Origin of the sequence: Halomonas beimenensis (assembly GCF_002549795.1) — a bacterium.
Lineage (GTDB): Bacteria > Pseudomonadota > Gammaproteobacteria > Pseudomonadales > Halomonadaceae > Halomonas > Halomonas beimenensis.
Window position 1 is genome coordinate 490,857 of sequence record NZ_CP021435.1, and the last position, 25,035, is coordinate 515,891.

Here is a 25,035-nt window from a genome sequence, read left to right on the forward strand (position 1 = left end):
ATGAGGCGACCGGGGCCCGTGGGCACGCCCGTGGTGCTGGCGGACGGCCGCCGCCTGAGCGGGGCCATGCTGCGCCGGCTCTTCGTCGGCCAGTGCCTGGTGCTGGGCCTCCACCTGGCCTGGATGCCGGCCTGGTTCGTGGGCCTGGCGGTCGCCGTCGCCGGCTATCGCTATCGTCAGCTGCGCCGGGACCTTCCCCGGGCCAGCCTCGGGCTGCGCCTGGCGGCGGTGGGCGGCCTGGTGCTGGCGCTATGGGCCGAATACGGGGGCCTCGGCGAGATGGCGGCGTTGATCGGCCTGCTGCTGGGCGTCTACCTGCTCAAGCTGCTCGAGACCCATGACCGACGGGATGCCCGGGTGGTGGTGGTCATCGGCCTGGTGGCCCTGTGCGTGGCCTTCCTGCATGACCAGGGCGTGCCCGTGGCCCTGGCCGCGCTCGTGGTGCTGGCCTGGCAGGTCCAGTCGCTGGCCTGGTTGTCCGGGGCTCGGGACCGACGCCAGGCCTGGGGCGAGACCGCCTGGATGCTCGTCCTCTCGGCGCCGCTGATGGCGGCGCTGTTCCTGGTCTTCCCGCGCCTGCCGCCGCTGTGGAACATGCCCGAGATGACACGGGCCTCGACGGGGCTCAGCGATACCATCGCCCCGGGAGACATCGCCGAGTTGTCGCGCAGCGACGCCCGAGCCTTCCGGGTGACCTTCCGGGGCGAGGTGCCGCCCCCCGGGGAGCGCTACTGGCGGGTCTATACCCTCTCCCACTTCGACGGGGTGCGCTGGCAACGCGTCACGCCGCCTCAGCTGTCGGCCACCCTGGGGCTGCCGGTGTCGCGATTCGTCCGGGAAGGGCGGTTCAGTGCCTGGGGCGAGGTGACGAGCCGGCCCCGGTATCGCTACGAGCTGCTGCTCGAGCCCGACAGCCGGCCCTGGCGGCCCAGCCTGGGGACTCCCCGCCGCGCGGCCAGCCCCCAGCGCTTCCTCGCCGACGGGACCCTGGAAGGCCGGGAGGCGCTGCGCTCGCGCGGCCTGTTGCGGCTGTCGAGCAGCGGGGCGCCACCCACCTATCAGGACCCGGCCGGGCCGGGCTGGCACAGCCTGCTGCCGGCCGGGTCGAATCCCCGCAGCCGGGCCCTGGCCAGGCGCCTCTGGGGGCAGAGCGACGGCGATCCGGACCGCTACCTGCAGGCCGTGCTGGCGCGTTTCGGCGAAGCTCCGTATCGCTATACCCTGTCGCCGCCGCGGCTCGACGGGCAGGACCGGGTCGACGACTTCCTGTTCGGCACGCGGGCCGGCTACTGCACCCACTACGCCTCGGCCACCGCGGTGATGGCCAGGATGGCGGGGATTCCGGCGCGCATCGTCGCCGGCTTCCTGGGCGGCGAGCGCCATCCCGATGGCCACCTCACGATCCGCGACTACGATGCCCATGCCTGGGTGGAGGTCTGGCGGCGGGGCGCCTGGCGTCGCCTCGACCCCACCGCGGCCATCGCCCCGGAGCGCATCGAACGGGGCGCGGCCGCGGTGGCCGAAGGGCGCGAGGCCTTCCTGGCGGATGCGCCCTTCTCGCCGCTTCGCCTGCGCGGGATCGACTGGGCCAATCGGCTGCGCCTGAGCTGGGAACGCCTCGAGTACGAGTGGCAGCGGGGAGTGATCGGCTACCAGGGCGAGGCGCGGGATCGTCTGGTGGCTCGCCTGCTGGGGGCGCTGGAGGAGAGCGTGTCGGCCCTGATCGCCCTCGGGCCCTGGCGGATGATGGGGCTGGCCGCCCTCGGGCTGCTCGGCGTCTGGGGAGGCTGGGTCGGCCTGGCCGGCGTGTGTCGCTGGCGCCCCTGGGCGCCGAACCAGCCCCGGCGCCTCCGGGCCCTTCAGGCCTGGCTCGCCCGGCGCGGGCATCCGGGCCTCCCCGGGGAGTCGCCCGCCCATCACCTGCGCCGTCTGGCGCCACGGGCCGGTCCCGCCGGCCCGGCCCTCCTGGCGGCGGCCGCCGAGCTCGAGGGGTTGCTCTACGCCCCCTTGCCCGCGGGGGAGCGGCGACGTCGTCGGCGGATCCTGGCCAGGCGGCTGCGCGAGATACGCCGGCGCTGGCCGCGCCGGGGCTGGCGCCGGGAGGCGCGGCGTGGCATCGTGACGGAATAGACTGCGAGCACGCGCCATGAGCATTCATGACCATGACTGCCGCACCTCTCGCGGCGAGCCCTTCAATCTCCGCGCCCTGCGCGGCCAGGTGCTCCTGATCGTCAACGTGGCCAGCCAGTGCGGCTTCACGTCCCAGTTGCGCGACCTCGAGCGGCTCTACCGGCGCTACCGGGATCGCGGCTTCACCGTCCTGGGCTTCCCCTGCAACCAGTTCCTCCGCCAATCGCCGGAATCGGCGCAGGCCTTCTGCCGTTTCGGCGAGCAGGAGTATGGCGTCACCTTCCCGCTCATGGAGAAGGTCAAGGTCAACGGTCACGACACCCACCCCCTGTTCGCCGAACTCAAGCGCGAGGCCCCCGGGATGCTGGGCACCCGGATGATCAAGTGGAACTTCACCAAGTTCCTGGTGGGGCGGGACGGCCGGGTGATCCGGCGCTTCTCGCCCCGGGACGGCGAGGCGGAGCTGGTCGAGGCCCTGGAGAAGGCCCTCGACGAGGATTGAGGTTAAGAGGGGACGTCCTCGCCGCGGGCGATCATCACCCGCTCGATCAGTTCGTTCCAGCGGTGGCGGGCCATCATGGTGGTCAGCCCCGAGAACAGCGCCCAGGTCTTTCGCCGCCAGCCGGTCAGGCGCAGGTTGTGGGCGACCAGCCGGCGCATCAGCTGGTGATCGTCGAAGTGGCGCCACTCCCCGGCCACCGACATCTGCTGGCGGGCCAGCACCGGCGCCAGCTCCAGCCGGAATACCCATTCCAGCTCGTTCACGGACAGCGCATGGCGCTGGATCACCTCGACCATCCGGGCATAGTCGGTCTCCCGCGGCTCCCGCTCCAGCCACAGCGGGGCCAGCGCCAGCCACAGCTCGCCGCGCTCGTCGACCAGGGTCTGTGCGTCCATGGGATCTCCTGCAGGAAAGGGGGTGTCGAGCATCCTGCCCCAGCCGTCCACGTCGCTCAAGGGCGGACAGCCCTCGATGGGGCCGCTAGAATGTCGCCACTGACGAATCCAAGTTCACCGGGGCGGCGAGCGTCTGCCGCCCCGCCGCCAAGAAGAGGTCTGTCGTGATCATCAAGCCCAAGGTACGCGGTTTCATCTGCACCACCACCCACCCCGTCGGCTGCGAGCAGAACGTGCGCGAGCAGATCGAGGCTACCCGCGCCCGGGGACTGGACAAGAGTGCCGGCCCCAGGAAGGTCCTGGTGATCGGGGCCTCCAGCGGCTATGGCCTGGCCGCCCGCGTCACCGCCGCCTTCGGCTATGGCGCCGACACCCTGGGCGTGTTCTTCGAGAAGCCGGGGACCGAGAAGAAGCCGGGCACCGCGGGCTGGTACAACGCCGCCGCCTTCGACAAGTTCGCCAAGCAGGAGGGGCTCTACAGCAAGTCCATCAACGGCGACGCCTTCTCCCATGAGGCCCGCGAGAAGGCCATCGAGCTGATCAAGCAGGACCTCGGCCAGGTCGACCTGGTGGTCTACTCCCTGGCCTCGCCGGTGCGCAAGCTCCCCGACAGCGGCGAGCTCAAGCGCTCCAGCCTCAAGCCGATTGGCGAGACCTACCGGGCCACCGCCATCGACACCAACAAGGACACCATCATCGAGGCCGAGGTGGAGCCGGCCACCGAGCAGGAGATCGAGGACACCATCGCGGTGATGGGTGGCGAGGACTGGGAGCTGTGGATCGACGCCCTGGACCGCGCCGGCGTGCTGGCCCCGGGGGCCAAGTCGGTGGCCTTCAGCTACATCGGCACCGAGATCACCTGGCCGATCTACTGGCACGGCGCCCTGGGCAAGGCCAAGGAGGACCTGGACCGTGCCGCCGGCGAGATCGACAAGCGGCTGGGCGAGCAGGGTGGCGGCGCCAACGTGGCGGTGCTCAAGTCGGTGGTGACCCAGGCCAGTGCCGCCATTCCGGTCATGCCGCTCTACATCGCCATGGTCTACAAGGTCATGAAGGAGAAGGGGCTGCACGAGGGCACCATCGACCAGCTCAACCGCCTGTTCGGCGAGTGCCTCTACGGGGGCGAGGCCACGACGGACGAGGCCGGTCGCCTGCGCCTCGACGACTGGGAGCTGCGCGACGACGTCCAGCAGGCCTGCAAGGACCTCTGGCCCCAGGTGACCACCGAGAACCTCTTCGAGATCACCGACTATGCTGGGTACAAGCATGAGTTCCTGAAGCTGTTCGGCTTCGAGCGGGACGACGTCGACTACGATGCCGATGTGAATCCCGTGGTGGAATTCGATGTCGTAGAGGTGTAGGGCCCGGCTCGCCGGCGCCCGCTCGCCCGAGATCCTTGAACCCAGGAGGTGCGCATGGATACCAGGGAAAGCAAGACGCCGGAAGAAGAACGGGAGCACTTCAAGGAAGTCAGTCAGCCGGAGGACTACGAGCACCCCGAGCCGGACGAGGACCAGCCCGAGGCCAGGCAGTCCCCCCAGCGCCTGACCTGGGTGTTGCCCGCGATCATCGTGGTGGTCGCGGTGGTGATCATCGGCCTGCTGGTGATCGGTCTCGGCGACTGAACGCCTGTCATGACGACGACGCCGGGCCCCGTGCCCGGCGTCGTCGTGTCCGGCCGGCTGTCCCGGACGCCGCCTTCCGTTAGAATGGGGCCTCCTTTCGACCCTCGTGAGCGCTCCATGCCCGATTCCTCGTCCGCTGTCTCGGCCGTGCCGCTGTCCCGGCATGTGGGAGTCCTGGTGTTGCCCGGCTTCTCGCTGCTGGCCGAGGCCTCCGCCACCGAGCCGCTGGTCGTGGCCAATCGCCTGGAGGGCCGCACGCTCTACCGTCTCTCGACCTACGCCGTCGACGCGCGTCCGGTGGCCAGCGCCGCCGGCCAGGCCCTGGTGCCCCAGGCGGAGGCCGGCGAGCCGGATCAGGCGCTCGACATGCTGCTGGTCTGTGCGCCGGGACCGCTGTCGGGCAGCGTGCCGGAGGCGCTGCTGGACTGGCTGCGCCGCCTGGCCGCCGCCCGGGTGGTGCTGGGGGGCATCGGCGGCGGTACCGAGGTGCTGGCCCGGGCCGGGGTGCTCGAAGGCTATCGGGCGACCCTGCCCTGGACGCGCTTCGAGGCCTTCGCCCGCGACTATCCGCGGGTGCGGCTCTCCCAGCAGCTGTTCGAGATCGACCGCGACCGCCTGACCTGCGGCGGCGGCACCGCGGCCATGGACATGATGATGACGCTGATCGGCAGCCAGCACGGGGCCGAGCTGGCCGAGCGCATCTCCGAGCACTTCGTGCTCGAGCGGATCCGCATGGGCGACGAGCCCCAGCAGGTGCCCCTGCGCACGCGGCTCGGCAACGCCCCCCAGAGCCTGGTGGACGCCGTGGCGCTGATGGAGTCCAACATCGAGGAGCCCCTGACCACCCACGAGCTGGCCGCGCACCTGGGGATCTCCCGGCGCCAGCTCGAGCGCCTGTTCAAGAAGTACCTCCAGGCGGTGCCCAGCCGGTACTACCTCAACCTGCGCCTGCAGCAGGCCAGGAAGCTGCTGCGCGAGAGCGACCGCCCCGCCGGCGAGATCGCCCTGCAGACCGGCTTCTCCTCGGCGGCGCATTTCTCCACCGCCTACCGCAACCACTTCGGCATCACGCCCCGGGAGGAGCGGCTGGGCTGAGCCCGGCTCATGCCGACGATGCGAGCGCCTTGCGGGCCACCAGGGCGCGAAACAGCGATCCCATCAGCACCGGTCGGTCGGCCTCGATCACGAAGCCGGCGGCCTCGAGCAGCGGGCGGGCCTGGCGGGTGATGTCGGTGGCGATCGCCGAGGTGGCGAGGTTCAGCGCCCGCCGGCCGAGCCCGGCCGGCCGGTCGTCGGCCTGGAACTTGTCCATCACGCACAGCTGGCCGTCGTCGGCCAGCACCCGGCACGCCTCGGCCAGGCCCCGTGCCGGGTCGGGCATCACCGCCAGGATCAGGTGCATCACCACCACGTCGAAGTGGCCGTCGGGGAAGTCCAGGTCCGCGGCGTCCATGACCGCGGTGTCCACGTCCCGCCCCAGCGCCTCGGCACGATGGGCCAGCCGCCTCACCATCGCGGGGCTCAGGTCGCTGGCGTGCAGCTCCACGTTCCTGGGCAGCCAGGGCAGGTCCAGGCCCGTGCCGGCCCCCACCACCAGCACCCGCATCCCGGGGCGCCAGTGAACCTGGCCCAGGGCCTCGCGCCGGGCCCGGCGGAAGACCCGCTCGGCCACGGCGTCGTAGACGGGCGCATAGAGGTCGTAGCGCAGGCGGTTCCAGGCGGTGGTGTTGAGCATCGCGGCGTCCTCCCTGTCCGGTCCCTACCTTACCCGATCCCGCCATGACGCGCCTGGCGGCGCGCCTGCCTTTTTCACAAATCGCCGTCCCATTGCTGAAAGCCCCCCCGGGAGGGCCTCCCTATACTCGAATGACCCGATTCATCCCGAACGAGCCTGGCTCGAGACAACGGAGAGCGACATGACCCAGACCCCGACCCGCAGCGATTTCGACCAGTACATGGTGCCCAACTACGCACCCCAGAAGGCCATCCCGGTGCGTGGCGAGGGCAGCCGCCTGTGGGACCAGGAAGGCAAGGAGTACATCGACTTCGCCGGCGGCATCGCGGTGAACTCCCTGGGCCATTGCCATCCGGTGCTGGTCGACGCCCTGAAGGACCAGGCCGACAAGCTGTGGCACCTCTCCAACGTCTACACCAACGAGCCGGCCCTCAAGCTGGCCCGTTCCCTGGTCGAGCGCACCTTCGCCGACAAGGTCTACCTGTGCTCCTCCGGCGGCGAGGCCAACGAGGCGGCGCTCAAGCTGGCGCGCCGCTGGGCCCACGACAATCATGGCGAGCACAAGCACCGCATCGTCTCCTTCTACCAGTCCTTCCACGGCCGTACCTTCTTCACCGTCAGCGTCGGCGGCCAGCCCAAGTACTCCCAGGGCTTCGGCCCGGTGCCGGGCGGCATCGCCCACGGCGAGTTCAACGACCTGGACAGCGTGCGCGACCTGATCGACGCCGACACCTGCGCGGTGATGGTCGAGCCGATGCAGGGCGAGGGCGGCATCCTGCCCGCCGAGCCCGAGTTCCTGCAGGGCCTGCGCGACCTGTGCGACCAGCACGACGCCCTGCTGATCTTCGACGAGGTGCAGACCGGCGTGGGCCGTACCGGCTCCCTCTACGCCTACATGGAGTACGGCGTCACCCCGGACATCCTGACCAGCGCCAAGTCCCTGGGCGGCGGCTTCCCGGTGGGCGCCATGCTGACCACCGACCGCGTCGCCCCGGCACTGGGCATCGGCACCCACGGCTCCACCTACGGCGGCAACGCCCTGGCCTCCGCCGTGGCCCTGGCCGCCGTCGAGCACATCGACACCCCCGAGGTGCTGACCGGCGTCAAGCAGCGCCACGACCTGTTCCGCGAGCACCTCGAGGCGATCAACCGCCAGCACGGGGTGTTCAAGGAGATCCGCGGCATGGGCCTGCTGATCGGCGCCGAGATGAGCGAGGCCTACCAGGGCCGCGCCAAGGACATCCTGCCGCTGGCCATCGAGGAGGGCGTGATGGCGCTGGTCGCCGGCCCCAACGTGCTGCGCATGGCCCCCTCCCTGGTGATCCCCGAGGCCGACATCGCCGAGGGGATGGCGCGCCTGGAGCGGGCCATCGCCCGGCTGGTGGCCGCCCAGTGAGTCGCGGCCACGCCATGCGAGATCCTGAATCATCCGCGGGAGGCCACGCCATGCTGGTCGTACGTCCCACCCGGCCGGCGGACCTGCCGGCCCTGGAGCGGCTGGCGGGCAGCGCCACGCCGCGTCTGACCAACCTGCCGGCCCACCGGGACCGCCTGGAGGAGCGCATCGCGCGCTCCCAGCGGGCCTTCGAGGCCGAGGTGGAGTTTCCCGGCGACGAGCACTACACCTTCGTGCTCGAGGACCTGGAGCGCGGCGAGGTGGTGGGCACCGCCGAGGTGCGCGCCCAGGCCGGCGCCCGGGAGGCCTACTACACCTACCGGCAGGAGACCCTGATCCACGCCTCGCAGCAGCTCGACGTGCGCCGCGAGGTGCAGACCCTGTCGCTGTCCCACGAGGTGTCCGAGGCGAGCCTGCTGTGCGCCTACTCCCTGGACCCCCGCTACAGGGGCACCAGCGCCGAGAGCCTGCTGCGCCGGGCCCGGCTGATGTTCATCGCCCAGTATCCGGAGCGCTTCGCCGAGATCCTGGCCATGGCCTTTCCCGGCTTCCTGGACGAGGACGGCCAGTCGCCGTTCTGGAACAGCGTGGGGCGCCACTTCTTCGTGCGCGACTACCAGGAGATCAACTACATCGCCGGGGTGCGCTCGAAGAGCTTCATCGCCGAGGTGATGCCCCAGTTCCCGCTGTACCTGGCGCTGCTCACGCCCCAGGCCCGGGCCGCCATCGGCCGCGAGCATCCGGATCACGAGTCGGCCATGAGCGAGATGCTGGCCGAGGGCTTCCTGCGCTCGCGCCACGTCGACATCTTCGACGCCGGGCCGGTGATCAAGGGGGAGCGGGAGCGGCTGCAGAGCTTCCGCCGCGCCGCCTGGCACCCGGTACGCATCCGTCCGGCCCACTCGCTGCCGGATGCCGAGCCGGCGCTGGTGGCCAACCAGCGGCTCCGCGACTTCCGCTGCGTGGTGGCGCGCTACGCGCTCTCGCCCACCGGCCAGCTGATGCTCTCGCCCGAGCACGCCGAGCAGCTCGGCGTCGAGGAGGGGCGCGCCGTGCTGGCCGCCCCGCTCGCCCTGCCGGGCGACGAGCATGACCCGGGCTACGACGAGGGAGAGTTGTAATGCGCATCCGACCCATTGCCCCGTCCGACCTGGACGAGCTGCAGGCCCTGGCCCGGGAGACCGGCGTGGGCTTCACCTCGCTGCCCGACAACCGCGACTTCCTGGCCGGCAAGATCGACACCGCGGTGAGCGCCTTCGGGCAGCAGACTCCGGTGGACCAGCGCCTCTACTTCTTCGTCCTCGAGGACGAGGACAACGGACGCCTGGCCGGCTGCTGCGCCATCGAGGGCCAGGTGGGCCGCGAGGTGCCCTTCTACCACTACCGGGTGGGCACCCTGGCCCACTCCTCGGTGCAGCTCGACCTGCATCGCACCATCGACACCCTCTTCCTGAGCTCGGACCACACCGGCGACGCCGAGGTGGCCTCGCTGTTCCTGCGCCCCGAGTACCGGGGGCGCGATCGCCGCCACGAGCGCAACGGCGCCCTGCTGTCCATGATGCGCTGGCTGTTCATGGCCGAGTTCCGCGACAGCTTCCCCGAGAAGGTGCTGGCGGAGATGCGCGGGGTCTTCGACGCCGAGGGCAAGAGCCCCTTCTGGGAGTGCCTGGGCAGCCACTTCTTCCCCATGGACTTCAATGAAGCGGACAGGCTCACCGGATTAGGCCAAAAAAGCTTTATCGGCGAACTGATGCCCAAGTTCCCGATCTACACCCCCTTCCTCTCCGAGGAGGCGCGGGCCTGCATCGGCCAGGTGCACGAGCACACCCGACCGGCCCTGGCGATGCTCAAGAAGGAAGGCCTGCGCTGGGAGGGATTCATCGACATCTTCGACGGTGGCCCCACCGTGGAAGCCTATATCGACGACGTGCGCGGCGTGCGTCTGTCGCGGACCTGCCGGGTGGAGGTCAAGGCCGGCGAGCCGGCCCAGGCCGAGCGCCCTCGCTGGCTGGCCGCCACCACCTCCATGAGCGGCTTCCGCGCCGCCTGGCTGGGCCGTGGCCCCGACGATGACGGCGTGGTGACCCTGAGCGAGGCCGAGGCGTCTCGCCTCGAGGTGAGCTCCGGCGACACCCTGCGCATTCTGGATACCGACGAGGAGGCGTGATGAAGGCGACGCAACGGCTGCTGATCGGCGGCCAATGGCAGGACGGCGAGGCCGAGGGGTTCGCCAAGCAGGACCCGGTTTCGGGCGACACGCTCTGGCAGGGCAACGCCGCCTCCGAGGCCTAGGTGGGCGCCGCCGTGGATGCCGCCCGGGCCGCCTTCCCGGCCTGGGCCCGCCGGCCCTTCGCCGAGCGCCAGGCCCTGGTCGAGCGCTTCCGCGAGGTGCTGGAGAGCCACCGCGAGGACCTGGCCAGGGCCATCGCCGCCGAGACCGGCAAGCCGCTGTGGGAGGCGCGCACCGAGGTGGGGGCGATGATCGGCAAGGTGGCGATCTCCATCCGCGCCTACCAGGAGCGCACCGGCGAGCGCGAGCGCGACCTGGGCGAGGCCCGGGCGGTGCTGCGCCACCGCCCCCACGGCGTCATGGCGGTGTTCGGTCCCTACAACTTCCCCGGCCACCTGCCCAACGGGCACATGGTGCCGGCGCTGCTGGCCGGCAACACCGTGGTCTTCAAGCCCAGCGAGCAGACGCCGCTGACCGCCGACCTGACGCTGCAGTGCTGGCGCGAGGCGGGCCTGCCCGAGGGCGTGATCAACCTGGTGCAGGGGGCGGCCCCGGTGGGCCAGGCGCTGTCCGCCCACCCCGACATCGACGGCCTGCTGTTCACCGGCAGCGCCAAGGTCGGCGGCCTGCTGCACAAGCAGTTCGCCGGCCAGCTCGACAAGATCCTGGCGCTCGAGCTCGGCGGCAACAACCCGCTGGTCGTCAAGGACGTGCCCGACCAGGACGCCGCCGTGCTGACCATCCTGCAGTCGGCCTTCCTGTCCGGCGGCCAGCGCTGCACCTGCGCGCGCCGGCTGATCGTGCCGGAAGGCCAGGTGGGCGATCACCTGCTGGACGCCCTGTCCGACGCCATCGCCCAGCTGCGCGTGGCCGGCCAGTTCAGCGAACAGGCGCCCTTCTACGGCGGCCTGGTGAGCGTGGCGGCCGCCGACGGCCTGCTCAAGGCCCAGGACGACCTCGAGGCCCTGGGCGGCACCGTCCTGTCGCGCATGGAGCGCCTGGAGGAAGGCACCAGCCTGCTGACGCCGGCGCTGATCGACGTGACCGGCCTGGAGGTGCCCGACGAGGAGCATTTCGGGCCGCTGCTCAAGGTGCATCGCTACCGTGACTGGGACGAGGCCATCAGGCTGGCCAACGACACCCGCTACGGTCTCTCCGCCGGCCTGATCGGCGGCGAGCGGCCCGACTGGGACGACTTCCTGCTGCGCATTCGCGCCGGCATCGTCAACTGGAACCGCCAGACCACCGGCGCCTCCGGCGACGCGCCCTTCGGCGGCGTGGGCGACAGCGGCAACCATCGTCCCAGCGCCTATTATGCGGCGGACTACTGCGCCTATCCGGTGGCCTCCATGGAGAGCGAGGACCTGCACCTGCCCGACCAGCTGCCGCCGGGGGTGACGCTGTGAGCCAGGAAACCGATCCGACCGTGCGCGAGGTCAACTTCGACGGCCTGGTGGGCCCGACCCACAACTACTCGGGCCTGGCCCACGGCAACGTGGCCTCCATGACCCACGAGGGCCTGGTGGCCAACCCCCGGGAGGCTGCCCTGCAGGGCCTCGGGAAGATGAAGTCGCTGATGGATGCCGGCTACGCCCAGGGCGTGCTGCCGCCCCAGCAGCGGCCGGACCTGGGGGCCCTGCGCGCCCTGGGCTTCACCGGCAGCGACGCCCGGGTGCTGTCCCGGGCCGCCGAGGAAGCGCCCCAGGTGCTGCGGGCGGTCTGCTCCGCCTCCAGCATGTGGACCGCCAACGCCGGCACGGTGACGCCGAGCCTGGACGCCCCGGACCGCCGGGTGCAGTTCACGCCGGCCAACCTGCAGTCGAGCTTCCACCGCTACCTGGAACCGGCCACCACCGGCCGGGTGCTGGCGGCGATCTTCCGCGACGAGCGCTACTTCGCCCATCATCCGGTGCTGCCGTCGACCCCGGCCTTCTCCGACGAGGGGGCGGCCAACCACACCCGGTTGTGCGGCGACCATGGCGAGGCGGGGGTGCACCTCTACGTCTATGGCCGCCAGGCCTTCGGCGGTGACGGGGTCGAGCCCCGTCGCTTCCCCGCCCGCCAGACCCTGGAGGCCAGCCAGGCGGTGGCGCGCCAGCATGGCCTGGAGGAGGCGCAGACGGTGTTCGCCCAGCAGCATCCCGACGCCATCGACGCTGGCGTCTTCCACAACGACGTCATCGCCGTGGGCAACGGCCCGGTGCTGCTCTACCATGAGATGGCCTTCCGCGACGAGCAGGGCACCCTGGATGCGCTGCGCGCCAGGATGGCCACCCCGCTGATTCCGGTGCGCGTGCCGGCGGAGGCGGTGAGCCTGGACGACGCCGTGGCCTCGTACCTCTTCAACTCCCAGCTGCTCAGCAACCCGGACGGCACCATGACCCTGGTGGTGCCCGGGGAGTGCCAGGAGCGCGAGGCGGTATGGCGCTGCCTGCAGGATCACCTGCTGGCGGGGAACAACCCCATCGCGGAGGTGGTGGTCAAGGACGTCAAGCAGTCCATGCGCAACGGCGGCGGGCCGGCCTGCCTGAGGCTTCGCGTGGCGCTCTCCGGGGAGGAGCGGGCCGCGGTCGCCGGCCGGGTGCTGCTCGACGACGCCCTGCACGGCGAGCTCGTCGCCTGGGTCGAGCGCCACTACCGGGACCGCCTGGCCCCGGCCGACCTGGCCGACCCACAGCTGGCTCACGAGACGCTCACCGCCCTGGACGAGCTGACCCGCATCCTCAAGCTGGGCAGCGTCTACCCCTTCCAGCTGTGATGGAGCTCGAGCCCTGATGCTCTCTCGTTGCCCCGCCGTCGGCGGGGCTTTTTTTGTCGGGCCGGGCGGGTATGCTGTGAAGCCTTCGCCCATCCCACGCCCATGGAGGCCACCGTGGCCGGTAGCAGCCTGCTGACCCTGATCGACGACATCGCCACCCTGCTCGACGACGTCTCCGTGATGACCAAGGTGGCGGCCAGGAAGACCGCCGGGGTGCTGGGCGACGACCTGGCCCTCAACGCCCAGCAGGTCACCGGCATCCACGCCGACCGCGAGCTGCCGGTGGTCTGGGCGGTGGCCAAGGGCTCGCTGCGCAACAAGGTGATCCTGATCCCTGCGGCGCTGGTGATCAGCGCCTTCCTGCCGGCGCTGGTCACCGTGCTGCTGATGCTGGGTGGCGCCTATCTCTGCTACGAGGGGGCCGAGAAGCTGGCTCACAAGTTCCTGCACGGCGAGGCGGACGAGGCGGAGCATGCCCGGCGGGTGGAGGCCCTGGCCAGCGCGGACGTCGACATGCGCGAGTTCGAGCGGGAACGCATCAAGGGGGCGATCCGCACCGACTTCATCCTCTCCGCCGAGATCATCGTCATCACCCTGGGCACCGTGGCAGGCGCGGCCCTGGGGCAGCAGGTGGCGGTGCTGGTCGGCATCGGGGCGCTGATGACCTTCGGCGTCTATGGCCTGGTGGCCGGCATCGTCAAGCTGGACGACCTGGGCCTGTTCCTCAGCCGCCGCGGAGGCGCCCTGGCCGGATTGGGGCGTGGCCTGGTGGCCGGTGCCCCCTACCTGATGAAGCTGCTCTCGGTGGTCGGCACCGTGGCGATGTTCCTGGTCGGCGGCGGCATCCTCGGCCATGGCATTCCCGCCGTGCATCACCTCATCGAGGGCGTCGCCGAGATCGAGCTGGCCGTGCCGGGGTTCGAGGTCCTCGTCCATGGCCTGGGGCCACTACTGCTCAACCTGGGAGTCGGCCTGGCGGCCGGCGCCCTGGTGCTGGCGGCGGTGACGCTGGTCCAGAAGTGGCGTCGGCGCTGAGATGGCATCGGCGGGGCCCGAGGCGGCCTATCGCGAGGCCCTCGAGCAGCAGGGATTCGTCGACGATGCCGCCCAGTGGCGCTTCGCCGAGGCCCTGGAGGCGACCCACCGGTCCCTGGCGCGCGGTGACACCGCGGCCCCCGGCGTCTACCTCTGGGGATCGGTCGGGCGCGGCAAGACCTGGCTGATGGATCGCTTCCACCGGTCGCTGACGGTGCCGGCGAGGCGACAGCACTTCCATCACTTCATGCGCTGGGTCCATCGGCGCCAGTTCCAGCTCGCCGGCACGCCCGATCCCCTGCAGGCCCTGGCGACCGAACTCGCCGCGGAGGTGCGGGTGCTGTGTCTCGACGAACTGTTCGTCAACGACATCGCCGACGCCATGCTGCTGGGGCGCCTGTTCGACGTCCTGTTCGAGCGGGGCCTGGTGCTGGTGGTCACCTCCAACCAGGCGCCGGAGCAGCTCTACGCCGACGGCTTCAACCGGGAGCGCTTCCTGCCGGCGATCGCGGCCATCCTCCACCATCTGGGCGTGGTGCACCTGGACGGCGATCGAGACCACCGTCGTCACCCCGGGAAGGGCCACCGACGCTACTGGGTGCGCGAACCGGGGCAGGCCTCCCTTCTGGGCGAGGTCTTCGCGCGGCTCAGCGACGGGCGGCCCCGGGCGACCACGCCCGTCGAGCTGGGGCACCGGCCGATCCCCGTGGAGGCGCGAAGCGACGAGGTGCTGTGGTGCCGCTTCGCGGCCCTGTGCGAGGCGCCCCTGTCGGCGCTGGACTTCATCGATCTCTGCGACCGGTTTCGCCATGTCCTGCTGGGAGAGGTGCCGCGCCTCGACGGCGGGCCGACCCTCGCTGGCATCGCCCGGGGCACCGAGGACGCCAGCGCCCGGGTTGCGGCCGGCGATCGGGAGCTGCCCGCGCTGACCCGCCAGGACGACGCCGTGCGACGCTTCATCGCCCTGGTCGACGAGTGCCATGACCGGGGCGTACCGCTCCATCTCGAGGCGGCGGTACCGCTCGAGGCCCTCTACCGGGAAGGTCACCTGGCCTTTCCCTTCCGGCGCACCCTGAGCCGGCTGCGGGAGATGCAGCTGGCGCGCTTCGGGGTCGGCTAGCCACCACGCCCGGCCCTCCGCCGGACGCGACCCGGCTGTCTTCCTACGCCCTGGCCTTACGCCGCCTCCTCCCCGCGGGGGGAGGAGGCGGGCCGGTGGGCGATTGGCGACCCTTGTCGCGGCGAGAGCTCGCCGCCTGCCGGGGCGAGCCTTCCCTTCGACAGACGACACCTCACAACAACAAAGGGGCTCGACATGACACGACGCCACGCCTTCCTCACTCCGCTGCTTGCTGCCGCCCTGGGCGCGGGCGCCGCCCTGCCGGCGATGGCCTTCGACGACGACCGCCTGACCATCTGGGCGGGCGACACCAAGGGCCCCGAGGGCATCCGCGAAGTCGCCGAGCGCTTCACCGCCGACACCGGCATCGCCGTCGACATCGTCCACCCCGACAATATCACCGATCGCTTCCAGCAGGCCGCCGGCAGCGGCCAGGGGCCGGACATCGTGATCTGGGCCCATGACCGCATGGGCGAGTGGGCCCAGAGCGGGCTGCTCAAGGCCGTCGCGCCCACCGATGCCTACCGCGAGCACTACTTCGACTTCACCTGGGAGGCGGTGGTCTGGAACGGCGAGACCTACGGCTATCCCATCTCGGTGGAGTCGCTGGGCCTGATCTACAACAAGGCCCTGGTGGAGACGCCGCCCGAGAGTTTCGCCGAGCTGGCCGAGCTCGATGCCGAACTCCGGGAAGCGGGCAAGAAGGCGATCCTCTTCGACTACGGCGAGCCTTACTTCGGCTGGACGCTGCTGGCGGCCAACGGCGGCTACCCCTTCCGGCGTACCGAGAACGGCTACGACGTCGCTGACATCGGCGTCAACAACGCCGGGGCGGTGGCGGGGGCCGAGCGCCTGCGCGAGCTGATCGAGAGCGGCGTGCTGCCCGAGGGCACCGATTACAGCGTGATGGACACCCGCTTCAACCGCGGCGAGGTGGCCGCCATGATCAGCGGCCCCTGGGCCTGGAGCAACCTGGACAAGAGCGGCATCGACTATGGCGTGACCCTGCTGCCTCGGGTCGGTCACGAACGGGCCAAGCCGCTGTTCGGGGTGACGACGGCGATGATCAACTCGGCCTCGCCCAACGACTTCCTGGCCACCGAGTTCCTCGAGCGCTACCTGCTCAGCGAGGAAGGCCTGCGCACCTTCAATAGCGACGGCTCGCTGGGGGCCGTGGCCCACAAGGCCTACCAGCAGGAGCTGGCGTCCGATCCGCGGATCGCCGCCACCCTGGAGAATGCCTCCATCGGCGACCCGATGCCCAATATCCCCGAGATGGGCGCCTTCTGGTCGGCCATGGAGCCGGCCCTGCAGAACATTGGCAGCGGCCGCCAGGCCCCGCAGGCGGCGCTCGATGCCGCCGCCGAGCGCATTCGCACCGCCATCCAGTAACCCCATCGCCGCACCCGGTGCCACCGGCCGTGCCGTTGAGGCACGGTCGATGGCCCGGGGAGGGACTCGCCATGTACACGACCAATGCGTCGCGCGGCCTGCCGCGCCATCGTTCCCGCTACCCCGCCGAGCGCTACACCCGCTGGGCCCTGCGCGCCCTGACGGTGGCGCTGGTGCTCGCCACCCTGTGGCTGGTGGTGGCCTTCCACCTGCGCGGCCAGTGGATGTTCGCGCTGCTGTTCCTGGTACTGGGCACCTCGCTGGCGATCGTCTTCGGCAAGCGCCAGTTGATGAGCCACCGCTACATCTTCCCGGCGCTCGCCGGGATGGGCGTGTTCGTGATCTTTCCGCTGCTCTATACCTTCGGCATCAGCTTCAGCAACTACAGCTCGAGCAACCTGCTCAGCGAGGAGCGGGTCCGAGCCCAGTTCCTCGAGCAGACCTATCAGGCCGAGGGCCAGGCCTTCGACTTCCGGCTGTACCACGACGGCGGCCAGACGCGGCTCTACCTCGAGGCCCCGGGAGCCGGGCTGGAAGGGGCGCGGCGCCTGGTCTCGGTGCCGCTGGCCGAGGCTGGCGACGGGGAGCCGCTGGCGGTGCGGCCGGCCGAGGCAGCGCCGGCCGGCGAGGCGCTGGGCCTGCGCGAGGTGATCGCCCGGCGCGATGTCCTCGAGGAGCTGACCCTGGTGACGCCCGACGGCACCGAGCTGCGCATGGCCGGCCTGCGTCGCTTCGCGCCGATGCTGTCGCGCTTCGAGGCGAACCCCGACGGCAGCCTCACCGACCGGCGCGACGGCGGCATCCTGACGCCGAACCACGAGACCGGCTTCTTCGTCACCGCGGCCGGCGAGCGCCTCACCCCCGGCTGGCCGGTGGCGGTGGGCCTGGACAACTACACCAAGATCTTCACCGACCCCGATATCCGCGGGCCCTTCCTGCAGATCTTCGTCTGGACCTTCGTCTTCGCCGGGTTGACGGTAGCCTTCACCCTGGCGGTGGGCTTCGTGCTGGCGTCGCTGCTGCAGTGGGAGCAGCTGCGCGGCAAGGCCGTCTATCGCACCCTGCTGATCCTGCCCTATGCGGTGCCGGCCTTCATCTCGATCCTGATCTTCAAGGGGATGTTCAACCAGCACTACGGCGAGATCAATCTGATCCTCGAGAACGTCTTCGGCATCAGCCCCGACTGGTTCACCGACCCGGCACTGGCGCGCACCATGCTGGTGGTCGTCAACACCTGGCTGGGCTATCCGTACATGCTGCTGCTGTGCATGGGGCTGATCCAGTCGATCCCCCGCGACCTCTACGAGGCCTCGGCGGTGGACGGCGGCGGGCCGCTGACCAACATGTTCAGGATCACCCTGCCGCTGATCCTCAAGCCGCTGACGCCGCTGCTGATCGCCGCCTTCGCCTTCAACTTCAACAACTTCGTGCTGATCGCCCTGCTCACCGGCGGCAAGCCGGACATCCTCGGGGCGAGCACCCCGGCGGGCACCACCGACCTGCTGGTCAGCTACACCTATCGCATCGCCTTCCAGGATGCCGGCCAGAACTTCGGCCTGGCGGCGGCCATCGCCACCCTGATCTTCCTGCTGGTGGTGGGGTTGTCGCTGCTCAATCTGCGGCTTTCCAAGGTCAAGGTCTGAGGAGCTTCATCATGGCAATGGTTCAACCCCGTACGATCCGCGCCCGCAAGCTGGGCGCTCACCTCGCCCTGCTGGGTTTCGTCAGCCTGGTGGTGTTCCCGCTGCTGCTGGTGATCTCGATCTCCTTCCGCGAGGGCAACTTCGCCACCGGCAGCCTGATCCCCGAGCGCTTCTCGCTGGAACACTGGGCGCTGGCCTTCGGCATCCCCTGGGAGCGCCCCGACGGCAGCGTCGTCCAGCCGCCGTTCCCGGTGCTGCTGTGGCTGTGGAACTCGATCAAGGTGGCGGTGGTGTCATCGCTGATGATCCTGCTGCTCTCCACCACCAGCGCCTACGCCTTCGCGCGGATGCGTTTCAAGGGCAAGGCGCCGATCCTCAAGGGCATGCTGATCTTCCAGATGTTCCCGGCGGTGCTGTCGCTGGTGGCGCTCTATGCGCTGTTCGACCGCCTCGGGCAGCTGGTGCCCTGGCTGGGCATCAACACCCACGGCTCGTTGATCCTGGCCTCGCTGGGCGCGGTGGCGCTGCATATCTGGACCATCAAGGGCTACTTCGAGTCCATCGACGGTTCCCTGGAGGAGGCGGCGGTGGTCGACGGCGCCAGCACCTGGCAGGCCTTCTACCACATCCTGCTGCCGCTGTCGGTGCCGATCCTGATGGTGGTGTTCATCCTCGCCTTCATCATGTCGATCATGGAATACCCCATGGCCTCGGTGCTGCTGCTCGACGAGCACAAGCTGACCCTGGCCGTCGGCGCCCAGCAGTACCTGGCCGATCACAACCAGCGCTGGGGCGACTTCGCCGCCGCGGCGGTGCTCTCCGGGCTGCCCATCACCGTGGCGTTCCTGCTGTGCCAGCGCTGGATCGTGGGTGGCCTCACCTCGGGGGGCGTCAAGGGCTGAGGCCTCTCGATCCCGACTTCCTCGTCCCTTCCGGGACTCTCGTTTCCCCGGCCTCGCGCCGGGGTTTTTTTTCGGGACGATCACGCCTGATTTGCCACCCCAGGTGGCTCGGCGATGACCCGGCCGATATAGGTGGCGATCATGGTGTCCAGATGCGCCCCTCCGCCGTTCTTGTCGACGGTGATCGCCTGGTCGGATCGGCGGCCGGCCGCGCCCCGGACCGGGTCGTAGCGGTCGTCCTTCACGTCGTCGGCGGAAATCACCCCCGCGGCGATGGGGGGCATCGACTCCCCGATATGCGATGTTGAGGTTCGTGTGGGGTGTTTTCCGGCTGGTCGGCATGAGTGAGCTGCCGAAGGAGTGCATGTCCCCGATACTTTATCCCTGGCCCATGGCAACGACGACGCCCCGGGCGCGAGGCGCACCGGGGCGGGCGGGGCAGGGGAGTCGGTCGTTCAGTGGGCGATGCCGGGGATCTCCACCTGGCGCGGGCAGGCCCGGCCGTCGGGGCCGAACAGGTGGCAATGGTCGCCGGCCAGGCCCAGCACGACGGCCTGGTGCTCCTCGAGATGGGCCAGGCCGTCCAGGCGCCGGGTCAGGGTGCCCTCGACGCCCTCGACCTGCAGGTGAGCCAGCGTCTCGTAGCCGAGCTTCTCGGCCACCATCAGCCGGGCCGTCAGCCGCGCCTCGGCCCGGTCGGGGGCGACGAAGTCCTCGGCGCGCACGCCCAGGGTGGCGGTGTCGCCGGCCGCGAGGCCGCGCGCCAGCACCGCCACGGCCAGGGGCTCGCCGGAGGGCAGCCGCACCCCGGTGCGCCGCGGGCCCGGGTCGACCACCGTCACCGGCAGGGTGTTGATGCGCGGCGAGCCGATGAACTCGGCCACCTCCAGGGACTGCGGGAAGTGGTAGAGCGACAGCGGCGCGCCGACCTGGGCGATGCGCCCGCCCGAGAGCAACACGATGCGATCGGCCAGCGTCATGGCCTCCACCTGGTCGTGGGTCACGTAGATCATGGTGGCGCCGAGGCGCTTGTGCAGTTCGGCGATCTGCACCCGCATCTCGACCCGCAGCGAGGCGTCGAGGTTGGACAGCGGCTCGTCGAACAGGAACACCGCCGGTTCCTTGACCAGGGTACGGCCGATCGCCACCCGCTGGCGCTGGCCGCCGGAGAGGTCCTTGGGCTTGCGCTCGAGCAGCGGGGTGAGCTGCAGGATGTCGGCGGCGTGCTCGACGCGGCGGCGGATCTCGGCCTTGTCGGTGCGCGCCAGCTTGAGGCCGAAGGCCATGTTCTCGGCCACCGTCATGTGCGGGTAGAGCGCATAGGACTGGAAGACCATGCCGATGTCGCGCTCCTGGGGCGGGATCTCGTTGATCCGTTCGCCGTCCAGGGACATCTGGCCGCGGGTGATGTCCTCGAGCCCGGCGACCATGCGCAGCAGGGTCGACTTGCCGCAGCCCGAGGGGCCGACGAAGACCACGAACTCGCCGTCGGCGATGGTCAGGTCGATGTCGCGGGAGATCTCGTTGCCGTCGTAGTCCTTGCCGATGCCTTCGAGTGTCAGATGTCCCATGAGGCTTCCTCCGAATCGGTGGTGCAGCGGGCGAAGGCGATGCCGTAGGCCGGCAGCGCGAGGGTGCCGTCCCGCCAGCTGCCGTTGACCCATGCCGGGGCCTCGGCGAGGCCCTGGGCCTCTCGCGGCGCCGGCAGCTCGCGTGGCTCACCGGCGAAGTTCAGCGCCACCAGCAGCCGCTGGCCGCGATGGGTACGCTCGAGGCACAGCACCTCGTCGCGTACCGGGTGGTAGCGGATCTCGCCCTTGACCAGTGCCGGCTGGGTACGGCGGAAGGCCAGGAAGGCGCGGTAGGCGTTGAGCAGCGAGTCCGGGTCGGTGTCCTGCTGATCCACGGCCAGGCCGAGGTGGGCGTCGGGCACCGGTAGCCAGGGCGCGGCCCCGGAGAAACCGCCGTGGGGAGCATCGGCCTTCCACGGCAGGGGCGTGCGGCAGCCGTCGCGACCCTTGTAGGCCGGCCAGAAGGTGATGCCGGCGGGGTCGACCAGTTGCTCGAAGGTCAACTCGGCCTCGGTCTGGCCCAGCTCCTCGCCCTGGTAGAGGCAGACGCTGCCGCGCTGGGTGAGCAGAAAGGCCAGGTAGAGTCGCAGCCTGGCGGCATCGCCCTCGGCATCCCAGCGGGTGGCCAGGCGGGTGACGTCGTGGTTGCCCAGCGCCCAGCACGGCCAGCCGTCGCCGATGCGTGCCTCCATGGTGGCGAGCGTCTCGCGCAGGAAGGCCGGATCATGGCGCTCGCCGAGCAGGTCGAAGGAATAGGCCATGTGCAGGCGCTTGCCGCCCTGGGTGTATTCAGCCATCACCCCCAGCGAGTCGTCGTCGCCGACCTCGCCGACGCTGGTGGTGCCGGGGTACTCGTCGAGCAGGGCGCGCAGCCGCTCCAGGAAGGCCAGGTTCTCCGGCTGGGTCTTGTCGTGGAGATGCTGCTGGTAGCCGTAGGGGTTGTCGGGGCGCACGCCGATAAAGCCCTCGGCGATCTCCTCTCTAGGGGGATTATCCCGGAGCTCGCCATGGGTGCAGAAGTTCACCGCGTCCAGGCGGAAGCCGTCGACGCCGCGCTCCAGCCAGAAGCGCACCTCGCCGAGGATGGCCTCGACCACCTCGGGGTTACGGAAGTTGAGATCCGGCTGCTCGACCAGGAAATTGTGCAGGTAGTACTGGCAGCGCCGGGTGTCCCACTGCCAGGCACTGCCGCCGAAGATCGCCTGCCAGTTGGTGGGCGGGGCGCCGTCGGGCCGGGGGTCGGCCCACACGTACCAGTCGGCCCTGGGGTTGTCGCGGCTCGCCCGGCTCTCCTGGAACCAGGCGTGCTGGTCGGAGGTGTGGGAAAGCACCTGGTCGATGGTGACCTTGAGGCCGCGGGCATGGGCGGCCTCGACCAGGCGGTCGAAGTCATCGAGGGTGCCGAACATCGGATCGACGTCCCGGTAGTCGCTGACGTCGTAGCCGAAGTCCTTCATCGGCGAGGTGAAGAAGGGCGACAGCCAGATGGCATCGACACCCAGCGAGGCGATGTAGTCGAGCTTGTCGATCACCCCCTGGAGGTCGCCGATGCCGTCGCCGTTGGCGTCCAGGAAGCTGCGCGGATAGATCTGGTAGATCACCGCGCCGCGCCACCAGTCGGCTCCCTGCCGGCCGAGGTACTGGGAAGTGTCTGTGATCATGAGCCGGGTCCTCGTCATGGACGGGCGTCGGCGGAGGAGCCGCACCCGCGGGGAATAGCGTCCGGCTCATGGTGGCGGCGGGGTCGGCGGGAGACATCCTCCCGTGGGGCGGAGGACGGGCGTAGGCGGGGGGAGGAGGGGGTTACTCCCCCTGGATGCGGGCCAGCAGGTCGCCGGCGAGGGCGATGGCCTCCTCGCGGCGGCGGATGTTCTGCTTCTGGTAGAGGCTGCGGATGTGGGTCTTGACGGTGGTCGGCGCCACCGCGAGCTGCTCGGCGATCTGCTCGTTGGACAGGCCCGCATGGATCAGCCCCAGGATCTGCCACTCGCGGCGGGTCAGCGGTGAGGCGCGGATCAGCTCGGGGACGTCGGGACGGGCGACGATGCCGGCGATCACCGCCTCGTCGAGCATCAGCCGCACGGCGCGGCCGAAGTCGCGCTGGCGGCCGGCCAGTTCGATCAGCCGCACGGCGCGACGCCGCGCCAGCTCGTCCGGCTCGCGGCTCTCGAGCAGTCGATCGAGCATGGCGCTGAGCGGTCGGCCCAGGCGCAGGAAGCTGCCGATGAGCGCCGTGCGCGAGGCCAGCTCCAGCGCCTCGCTCAGGTGATCCAGCGCGATTTCCTCGTGGCCGCACTGCCACTCCAGCATTGCCAGGCACAGTCGATTGCGGTTGGCATCGGTGACCAGGCCGAAGCGCTCGGCCTGCGCCTCGAGGGCCTCCAGCAGGGGCCGGGCCTCGTCGGGCCGGTCAAGCAGCATCAGCGCCCGGGCGTGGTTGCGCGTGTTGGCCTGGGCGAAGTGGTTGCTGGCGCTGTCAGGCTCGGCGGGCGGCGCCTCCTGCAGCCAGCGGGCCACGGCGTCGCGGTCGTCGTTGGCCTGCCACCAGGCCAGCAGGGTGGCATGGGCGTTGGCCCGCCAGTCGATGTGATAGTCGCCATCGGCGAGGATCTTGCGAAGCCGGCGGATGTGGTCGGCGCACTGCGCCTGGTCGCCCCGGGCCAGGGCGACCTTGGCCAGGCTGACATGGCACTGCAGGGTCCAGCGCTCGCCCTGGTGGTCGAGTACGGCGATGCCCGCCAGCGCCGCCTGCTCGGCCTCGTCCAGTCGGTGCCACTCCCACAGCAGCTGGCTGCGGATGCGGTAGAGGAACTCGGCGACCGGCAGCCGGTCGAGGCCGCAGTGCTCGATATGGGCGAAGGCGCGTTCCTGGATGTCGTAGGCGGCCTGTAGCCGGCCCTGGGCGACCAGGGTCTCCGAATGATGGCATAGCGCCCATAGCATCAGCTGGTCGTCGCGGATGCGTTTCGCCTCGCGCTCCACCTCGAGGACCCGGGCCAGCGACTCCTCGAGCCGGCCCTGGACGAAGCGCGCCTCGCAGAGGATGGCGCCGGCCGACACCGGGGTGGCCGCCAGGTAGCGCGCGGGCAGGGTCAGGGCCTGCTCGGCCAGCGGCGCGGCGCGCTCGGCATCGCCTTGGTTGATTGCCAGTTGGGCGCGCAGGGTGGCGAACTCGGCGGTGAGCTCCTGCCAGGCCGGCTCGTCGAGCTGGGCCTCGATCCAGCCGATGGCCTGGGCGGTGCGGTCGAACTGATACTGGGCGTGAGAGACCCAGCCGTGGATCAGGGTGAGGCGCGGCGAGGCGCCGACACATGGCTCGCCGAGCGTCGCCAGGGCGCGCGCCAGCAGGGCGAAGTGACCATGACCCAGCAATTGGGGGCCCTGGGCCTCGAGCAACGCCGTCAGTGCCCCGGGATCGTCGGCCTCGATGGCCTGGGTCAGTGCCAGGGCGGGGTCGCCCAGCGCCAGCCAGGCCTCGCTGGCGCGGCGGTGCAGCCGGCGCTGGGTGTCCAGGCTCAGCTCGTGGCGGCGATGACGCAGGTAGTCGGCGAACAAGGCGTGGAAGCGGTACCACTGGTCGTGGGGATCGAGGCGATGCAGGAACAGTCCGGCCTGCTCCAGGGCGTCCAGGCGTTGGGTGACCCGGTCGCCCTCCAGCAGTCGGGCCACCAGCTGCGGCGAGAAACGCTCCAGGACGCCGAGCTGCAGCAACAGCTCCCTGTCGGGAGCGTCGAGGCTATCGTGGAGCAGGTCGTCGAACCAGGCCACGAAGTCCGGATGGGCGCCGGACAGGCGTTCCAGCAGGGCATCGAAGCCGGCCCGGGTGGTGGTGCGTTCGACCAGCCAGTTGAGGGCCATCGGCCAGCCTTCGGTCAGGCGCAGGGCGCGTTCCAGGCTGACCCGGGTCGGCGGGAAGCTGAGCTGCTCGGCGCATAGCGTCTGGGCCTCCTCGACGTCGAAGGCCAAGTCCTCTGGACCGAGTTCCTCGAGCTCGCCGCGCAGGCGCATCGCCGGCAGGCCCAGGGGCGGTTGGGTACGCGACACCAGCGTCAGGGTCAGCCAGCGCGGTTGATGGCGCAACCAGTGGGCGAGCCCCTCGAGAATGACGGGATGGTGGATGTGCTCGAAGGCGTCGATCACCAGCCGGCAGGGGGCGGCCTCGGCGGGCAAAGTGGCCAGCCAGTCGTCGACCCGGGCGTAGAAGGGCCGGTCATCGGCGGCGGGGAGCAGGGAGAGCGCCAGGTGCTCCCGGCAGAGCCGCTCGAGTGCCGCATCGAAATAGCGGGCGAAGCGTTCCGGCTCGTCATCGCGGGTATCCAGCCGCAGCCAGCCGGCCCGTTGCTCGAGGGCGGGAAGCCGTTCCCCGATCAGGGTGGTCTTGCCGTAGCCGGGTGGCGCCTTGACCAACAGGGCCCTGACGCGCTCATCGAGGACGAAGTGGTCGTTGAGGCGCGGACGGGCCACCAATGAGAGGGGCCGGGGCGGAGGCGCGAGCTTCTCCTGTATCAGCGACATCGGGTTTCCCTGCGAGTGCCTGTCAGGACGACCATTATGCCCGACTCTGCGGGGACGCCGAAGGTCCGGGGCGCGCGTCCCCCTCG

At 70.5% G+C, this 25,035-nt stretch carries 20 protein-coding genes and 1 pseudogene; 15 read left to right on the forward strand and 6 right to left on the reverse strand.

The annotated features are described in order from the left end of the window. Together BEI_RS02390 and BEI_RS02395 are read left to right on the forward strand one after the other, a co-directional pair. On the forward strand, positions 1-2,130 hold the full coding sequence (locus BEI_RS02390; protein WP_097788006.1) for a transglutaminase TgpA family protein: 2,130 nt from the start codon (positions 1-3) through the stop codon (positions 2,128-2,130). Between the two features lie 16 nt (positions 2,131-2,146). After that, entirely contained in the window at positions 2,147-2,632 is a 486-nt protein-coding gene (locus tag BEI_RS02395) for a glutathione peroxidase (RefSeq protein ID WP_097788007.1), read from the forward strand. A 2-nt stretch (positions 2,633-2,634) separates the two neighbouring features. Here BEI_RS02395 and BEI_RS02400 read toward each other — a convergent pair whose 3' ends face one another. After that, on the reverse strand, positions 2,635-3,027 hold the full coding sequence (locus tag BEI_RS02400) for a DUF7079 family protein (RefSeq protein ID WP_097788008.1): 393 nt from the start codon (positions 3,025-3,027) through the stop codon (positions 2,635-2,637). Between the two features lie 164 nt (positions 3,028-3,191). On the opposite strand from BEI_RS02400, the gene fabV reads away from it, so the two are divergent. The 3 genes from fabV to BEI_RS02415 all read left to right on the forward strand — a co-directional run bounded on the left by fabV (position 3,192) and on the right by BEI_RS02415 (position 5,747). Continuing rightward, positions 3,192-4,388, forward strand: coding sequence for an enoyl-ACP reductase FabV (gene fabV / locus BEI_RS02405; RefSeq protein WP_097788009.1), 1,197 nt, complete (start codon positions 3,192-3,194; stop codon positions 4,386-4,388). A gap of 54 nt (positions 4,389-4,442) precedes the next feature. After that, entirely contained in the window at positions 4,443-4,652 is a 210-nt protein-coding gene (locus tag BEI_RS02410; RefSeq protein ID WP_097788010.1) for a hypothetical protein, read from the forward strand. Between the two features lie 117 nt (positions 4,653-4,769). Then, positions 4,770-5,747: a GlxA family transcriptional regulator gene (locus tag BEI_RS02415; protein ID WP_193765145.1), complete on the forward strand. Its 978-nt coding sequence runs from the start codon at positions 4,770-4,772 to the stop codon at positions 5,745-5,747. A gap of 7 nt (positions 5,748-5,754) precedes the next feature. Here the strand turns inward: BEI_RS02415 and BEI_RS02420 are convergent, their stop codons facing one another. Then, complete coding sequence (locus BEI_RS02420) at positions 5,755-6,387, reverse strand: class I SAM-dependent methyltransferase (RefSeq protein WP_097788011.1); 633 nt, start codon at positions 6,385-6,387, stop codon at positions 5,755-5,757. A gap of 181 nt (positions 6,388-6,568) precedes the next feature. On the opposite strand from BEI_RS02420, the gene BEI_RS02425 reads away from it, so the two are divergent. The 10 genes and pseudogenes from BEI_RS02425 to malG all read left to right on the forward strand — a co-directional run bounded on the left by BEI_RS02425 (position 6,569) and on the right by malG (position 18,863). Continuing rightward, positions 6,569-7,783, forward strand: coding sequence for an aspartate aminotransferase family protein (locus BEI_RS02425; RefSeq protein ID WP_097788012.1), 1,215 nt, complete (start codon positions 6,569-6,571; stop codon positions 7,781-7,783). 50 nt (positions 7,784-7,833) lie between these two features. After that, on the forward strand, positions 7,834-8,904 hold the full coding sequence (locus BEI_RS02430) for an arginine N-succinyltransferase (protein WP_097788013.1): 1,071 nt from the start codon (positions 7,834-7,836) through the stop codon (positions 8,902-8,904). After that, the gene (gene astA, locus BEI_RS02435) at positions 8,904-9,950 is read left to right on the forward strand and encodes an arginine N-succinyltransferase (protein WP_097788014.1); all 1,047 of its coding nucleotides are present in this window, start codon (positions 8,904-8,906) and stop codon (positions 9,948-9,950) included. Before BEI_RS02430 ends, astA begins: the two co-directional genes overlap by 1 nt. Continuing rightward, positions 9,950-11,419 (forward strand): annotated as a pseudogene (gene astD / locus BEI_RS02440) (succinylglutamate-semialdehyde dehydrogenase). The gene astA and the pseudogene astD overlap by 1 nt, the downstream one beginning before the upstream one ends. After that, complete coding sequence (gene astB, locus BEI_RS02445; RefSeq protein ID WP_097788015.1) at positions 11,416-12,771, forward strand: N-succinylarginine dihydrolase; 1,356 nt, start codon at positions 11,416-11,418, stop codon at positions 12,769-12,771. Before astD ends, astB begins: the two are co-directional and overlap by 4 nt. A gap of 114 nt (positions 12,772-12,885) precedes the next feature. After that, on the forward strand, positions 12,886-13,806 hold the full coding sequence (locus tag BEI_RS02450) for a DUF808 domain-containing protein (RefSeq protein WP_097790975.1): 921 nt from the start codon (positions 12,886-12,888) through the stop codon (positions 13,804-13,806). A 1-nt stretch (position 13,807) separates the two neighbouring features. Beyond that, the gene (gene zapE / locus BEI_RS02455; protein WP_097788016.1) at positions 13,808-14,926 is read left to right on the forward strand and encodes a cell division protein ZapE; all 1,119 of its coding nucleotides are present in this window, start codon (positions 13,808-13,810) and stop codon (positions 14,924-14,926) included. A 195-nt stretch (positions 14,927-15,121) separates the two neighbouring features. Next, entirely contained in the window at positions 15,122-16,318 is a 1,197-nt protein-coding gene (gene malE / locus BEI_RS02460; protein WP_097788017.1) for a maltose/maltodextrin ABC transporter substrate-binding protein MalE, read from the forward strand. A 71-nt stretch (positions 16,319-16,389) separates the two neighbouring features. Continuing rightward, on the forward strand, positions 16,390-17,961 hold the full coding sequence (malF, locus tag BEI_RS02465) for a maltose ABC transporter permease MalF (protein WP_097788018.1): 1,572 nt from the start codon (positions 16,390-16,392) through the stop codon (positions 17,959-17,961). 11 nt (positions 17,962-17,972) lie between these two features. After that, positions 17,973-18,863, forward strand: coding sequence for a maltose ABC transporter permease MalG (gene malG / locus BEI_RS02470; RefSeq protein ID WP_097788019.1), 891 nt, complete (start codon positions 17,973-17,975; stop codon positions 18,861-18,863). 80 nt (positions 18,864-18,943) lie between these two features. On the opposite strand, the gene BEI_RS02475 is transcribed toward malG, so the two are convergent. The 4 genes from BEI_RS02475 to malT form a co-directional block, all read right to left on the reverse strand. Beyond that, positions 18,944-19,147, reverse strand: a complete 204-nt coding sequence (locus BEI_RS02475; protein WP_097788020.1) for a hypothetical protein — start codon at positions 19,145-19,147, stop codon at positions 18,944-18,946. Between the two features lie 171 nt (positions 19,148-19,318). Further along, positions 19,319-20,434 carry a sn-glycerol-3-phosphate ABC transporter ATP-binding protein UgpC gene (ugpC, locus tag BEI_RS02480; RefSeq protein WP_097788021.1) on the reverse strand — a complete coding sequence of 372 codons (1,116 nt, stop codon included), beginning with the start codon at positions 20,432-20,434 and terminating at the stop codon, positions 19,319-19,321. After that, a complete protein-coding gene (locus tag BEI_RS02485; protein WP_097788022.1) occupies positions 20,422-22,095 on the reverse strand; it encodes an alpha-amylase family glycosyl hydrolase in 1,674 nt (557 codons plus the stop codon). Before BEI_RS02485 ends, ugpC begins: the two co-directional genes overlap by 13 nt. Before the next feature lie 142 nt (positions 22,096-22,237). Beyond that, positions 22,238-24,949: an HTH-type transcriptional regulator MalT gene (gene malT / locus BEI_RS02490; protein WP_097788023.1), complete on the reverse strand. Its 2,712-nt coding sequence runs from the start codon at positions 24,947-24,949 to the stop codon at positions 22,238-22,240. Positions 24,950-25,035: the final 86 nt, after the last annotated feature.

Coding starts and splice junctions, on each gene's coding strand:
- malT (WP_097788023.1), bottom strand. CDS start 24,949: ATGTCGCTGATACAGGAGAAGCTCGCGCCTCCGCCCCGGCCCCTCTCA.
- malE (WP_097788017.1), top strand. CDS start 15,122: ATGACACGACGCCACGCCTTCCTCACTCCGCTGCTTGCTGCCGCCCTG.
- BEI_RS02425 (WP_097788012.1), top strand. CDS start 6,569: ATGACCCAGACCCCGACCCGCAGCGATTTCGACCAGTACATGGTGCCC.
- malF (WP_097788018.1), top strand. CDS start 16,390: ATGTACACGACCAATGCGTCGCGCGGCCTGCCGCGCCATCGTTCCCGC.
- BEI_RS02430 (WP_097788013.1), top strand. CDS start 7,834: ATGCTGGTCGTACGTCCCACCCGGCCGGCGGACCTGCCGGCCCTGGAG.
- ugpC (WP_097788021.1), bottom strand. CDS start 20,434: ATGGGACATCTGACACTCGAAGGCATCGGCAAGGACTACGACGGCAAC.
- BEI_RS02395 (WP_097788007.1), top strand. CDS start 2,147: ATGAGCATTCATGACCATGACTGCCGCACCTCTCGCGGCGAGCCCTTC.
- BEI_RS02415 (WP_193765145.1), top strand. CDS start 4,770: ATGCCCGATTCCTCGTCCGCTGTCTCGGCCGTGCCGCTGTCCCGGCAT.
- BEI_RS02400 (WP_097788008.1), bottom strand. CDS start 3,027: ATGGACGCACAGACCCTGGTCGACGAGCGCGGCGAGCTGTGGCTGGCG.
- BEI_RS02420 (WP_097788011.1), bottom strand. CDS start 6,387: ATGCTCAACACCACCGCCTGGAACCGCCTGCGCTACGACCTCTATGCG.
- BEI_RS02390 (WP_097788006.1), top strand. CDS start 1: ATGAGGCGACCGGGGCCCGTGGGCACGCCCGTGGTGCTGGCGGACGGC.
- zapE (WP_097788016.1), top strand. CDS start 13,808: ATGGCATCGGCGGGGCCCGAGGCGGCCTATCGCGAGGCCCTCGAGCAG.
- BEI_RS02475 (WP_097788020.1), bottom strand. CDS start 19,147: ATGCCCCCCATCGCCGCGGGGGTGATTTCCGCCGACGACGTGAAGGAC.
- BEI_RS02410 (WP_097788010.1), top strand. CDS start 4,443: ATGGATACCAGGGAAAGCAAGACGCCGGAAGAAGAACGGGAGCACTTC.
- BEI_RS02485 (WP_097788022.1), bottom strand. CDS start 22,095: ATGATCACAGACACTTCCCAGTACCTCGGCCGGCAGGGAGCCGACTGG.
- astA (WP_097788014.1), top strand. CDS start 8,904: ATGCGCATCCGACCCATTGCCCCGTCCGACCTGGACGAGCTGCAGGCC.
- malG (WP_097788019.1), top strand. CDS start 17,973: ATGGCAATGGTTCAACCCCGTACGATCCGCGCCCGCAAGCTGGGCGCT.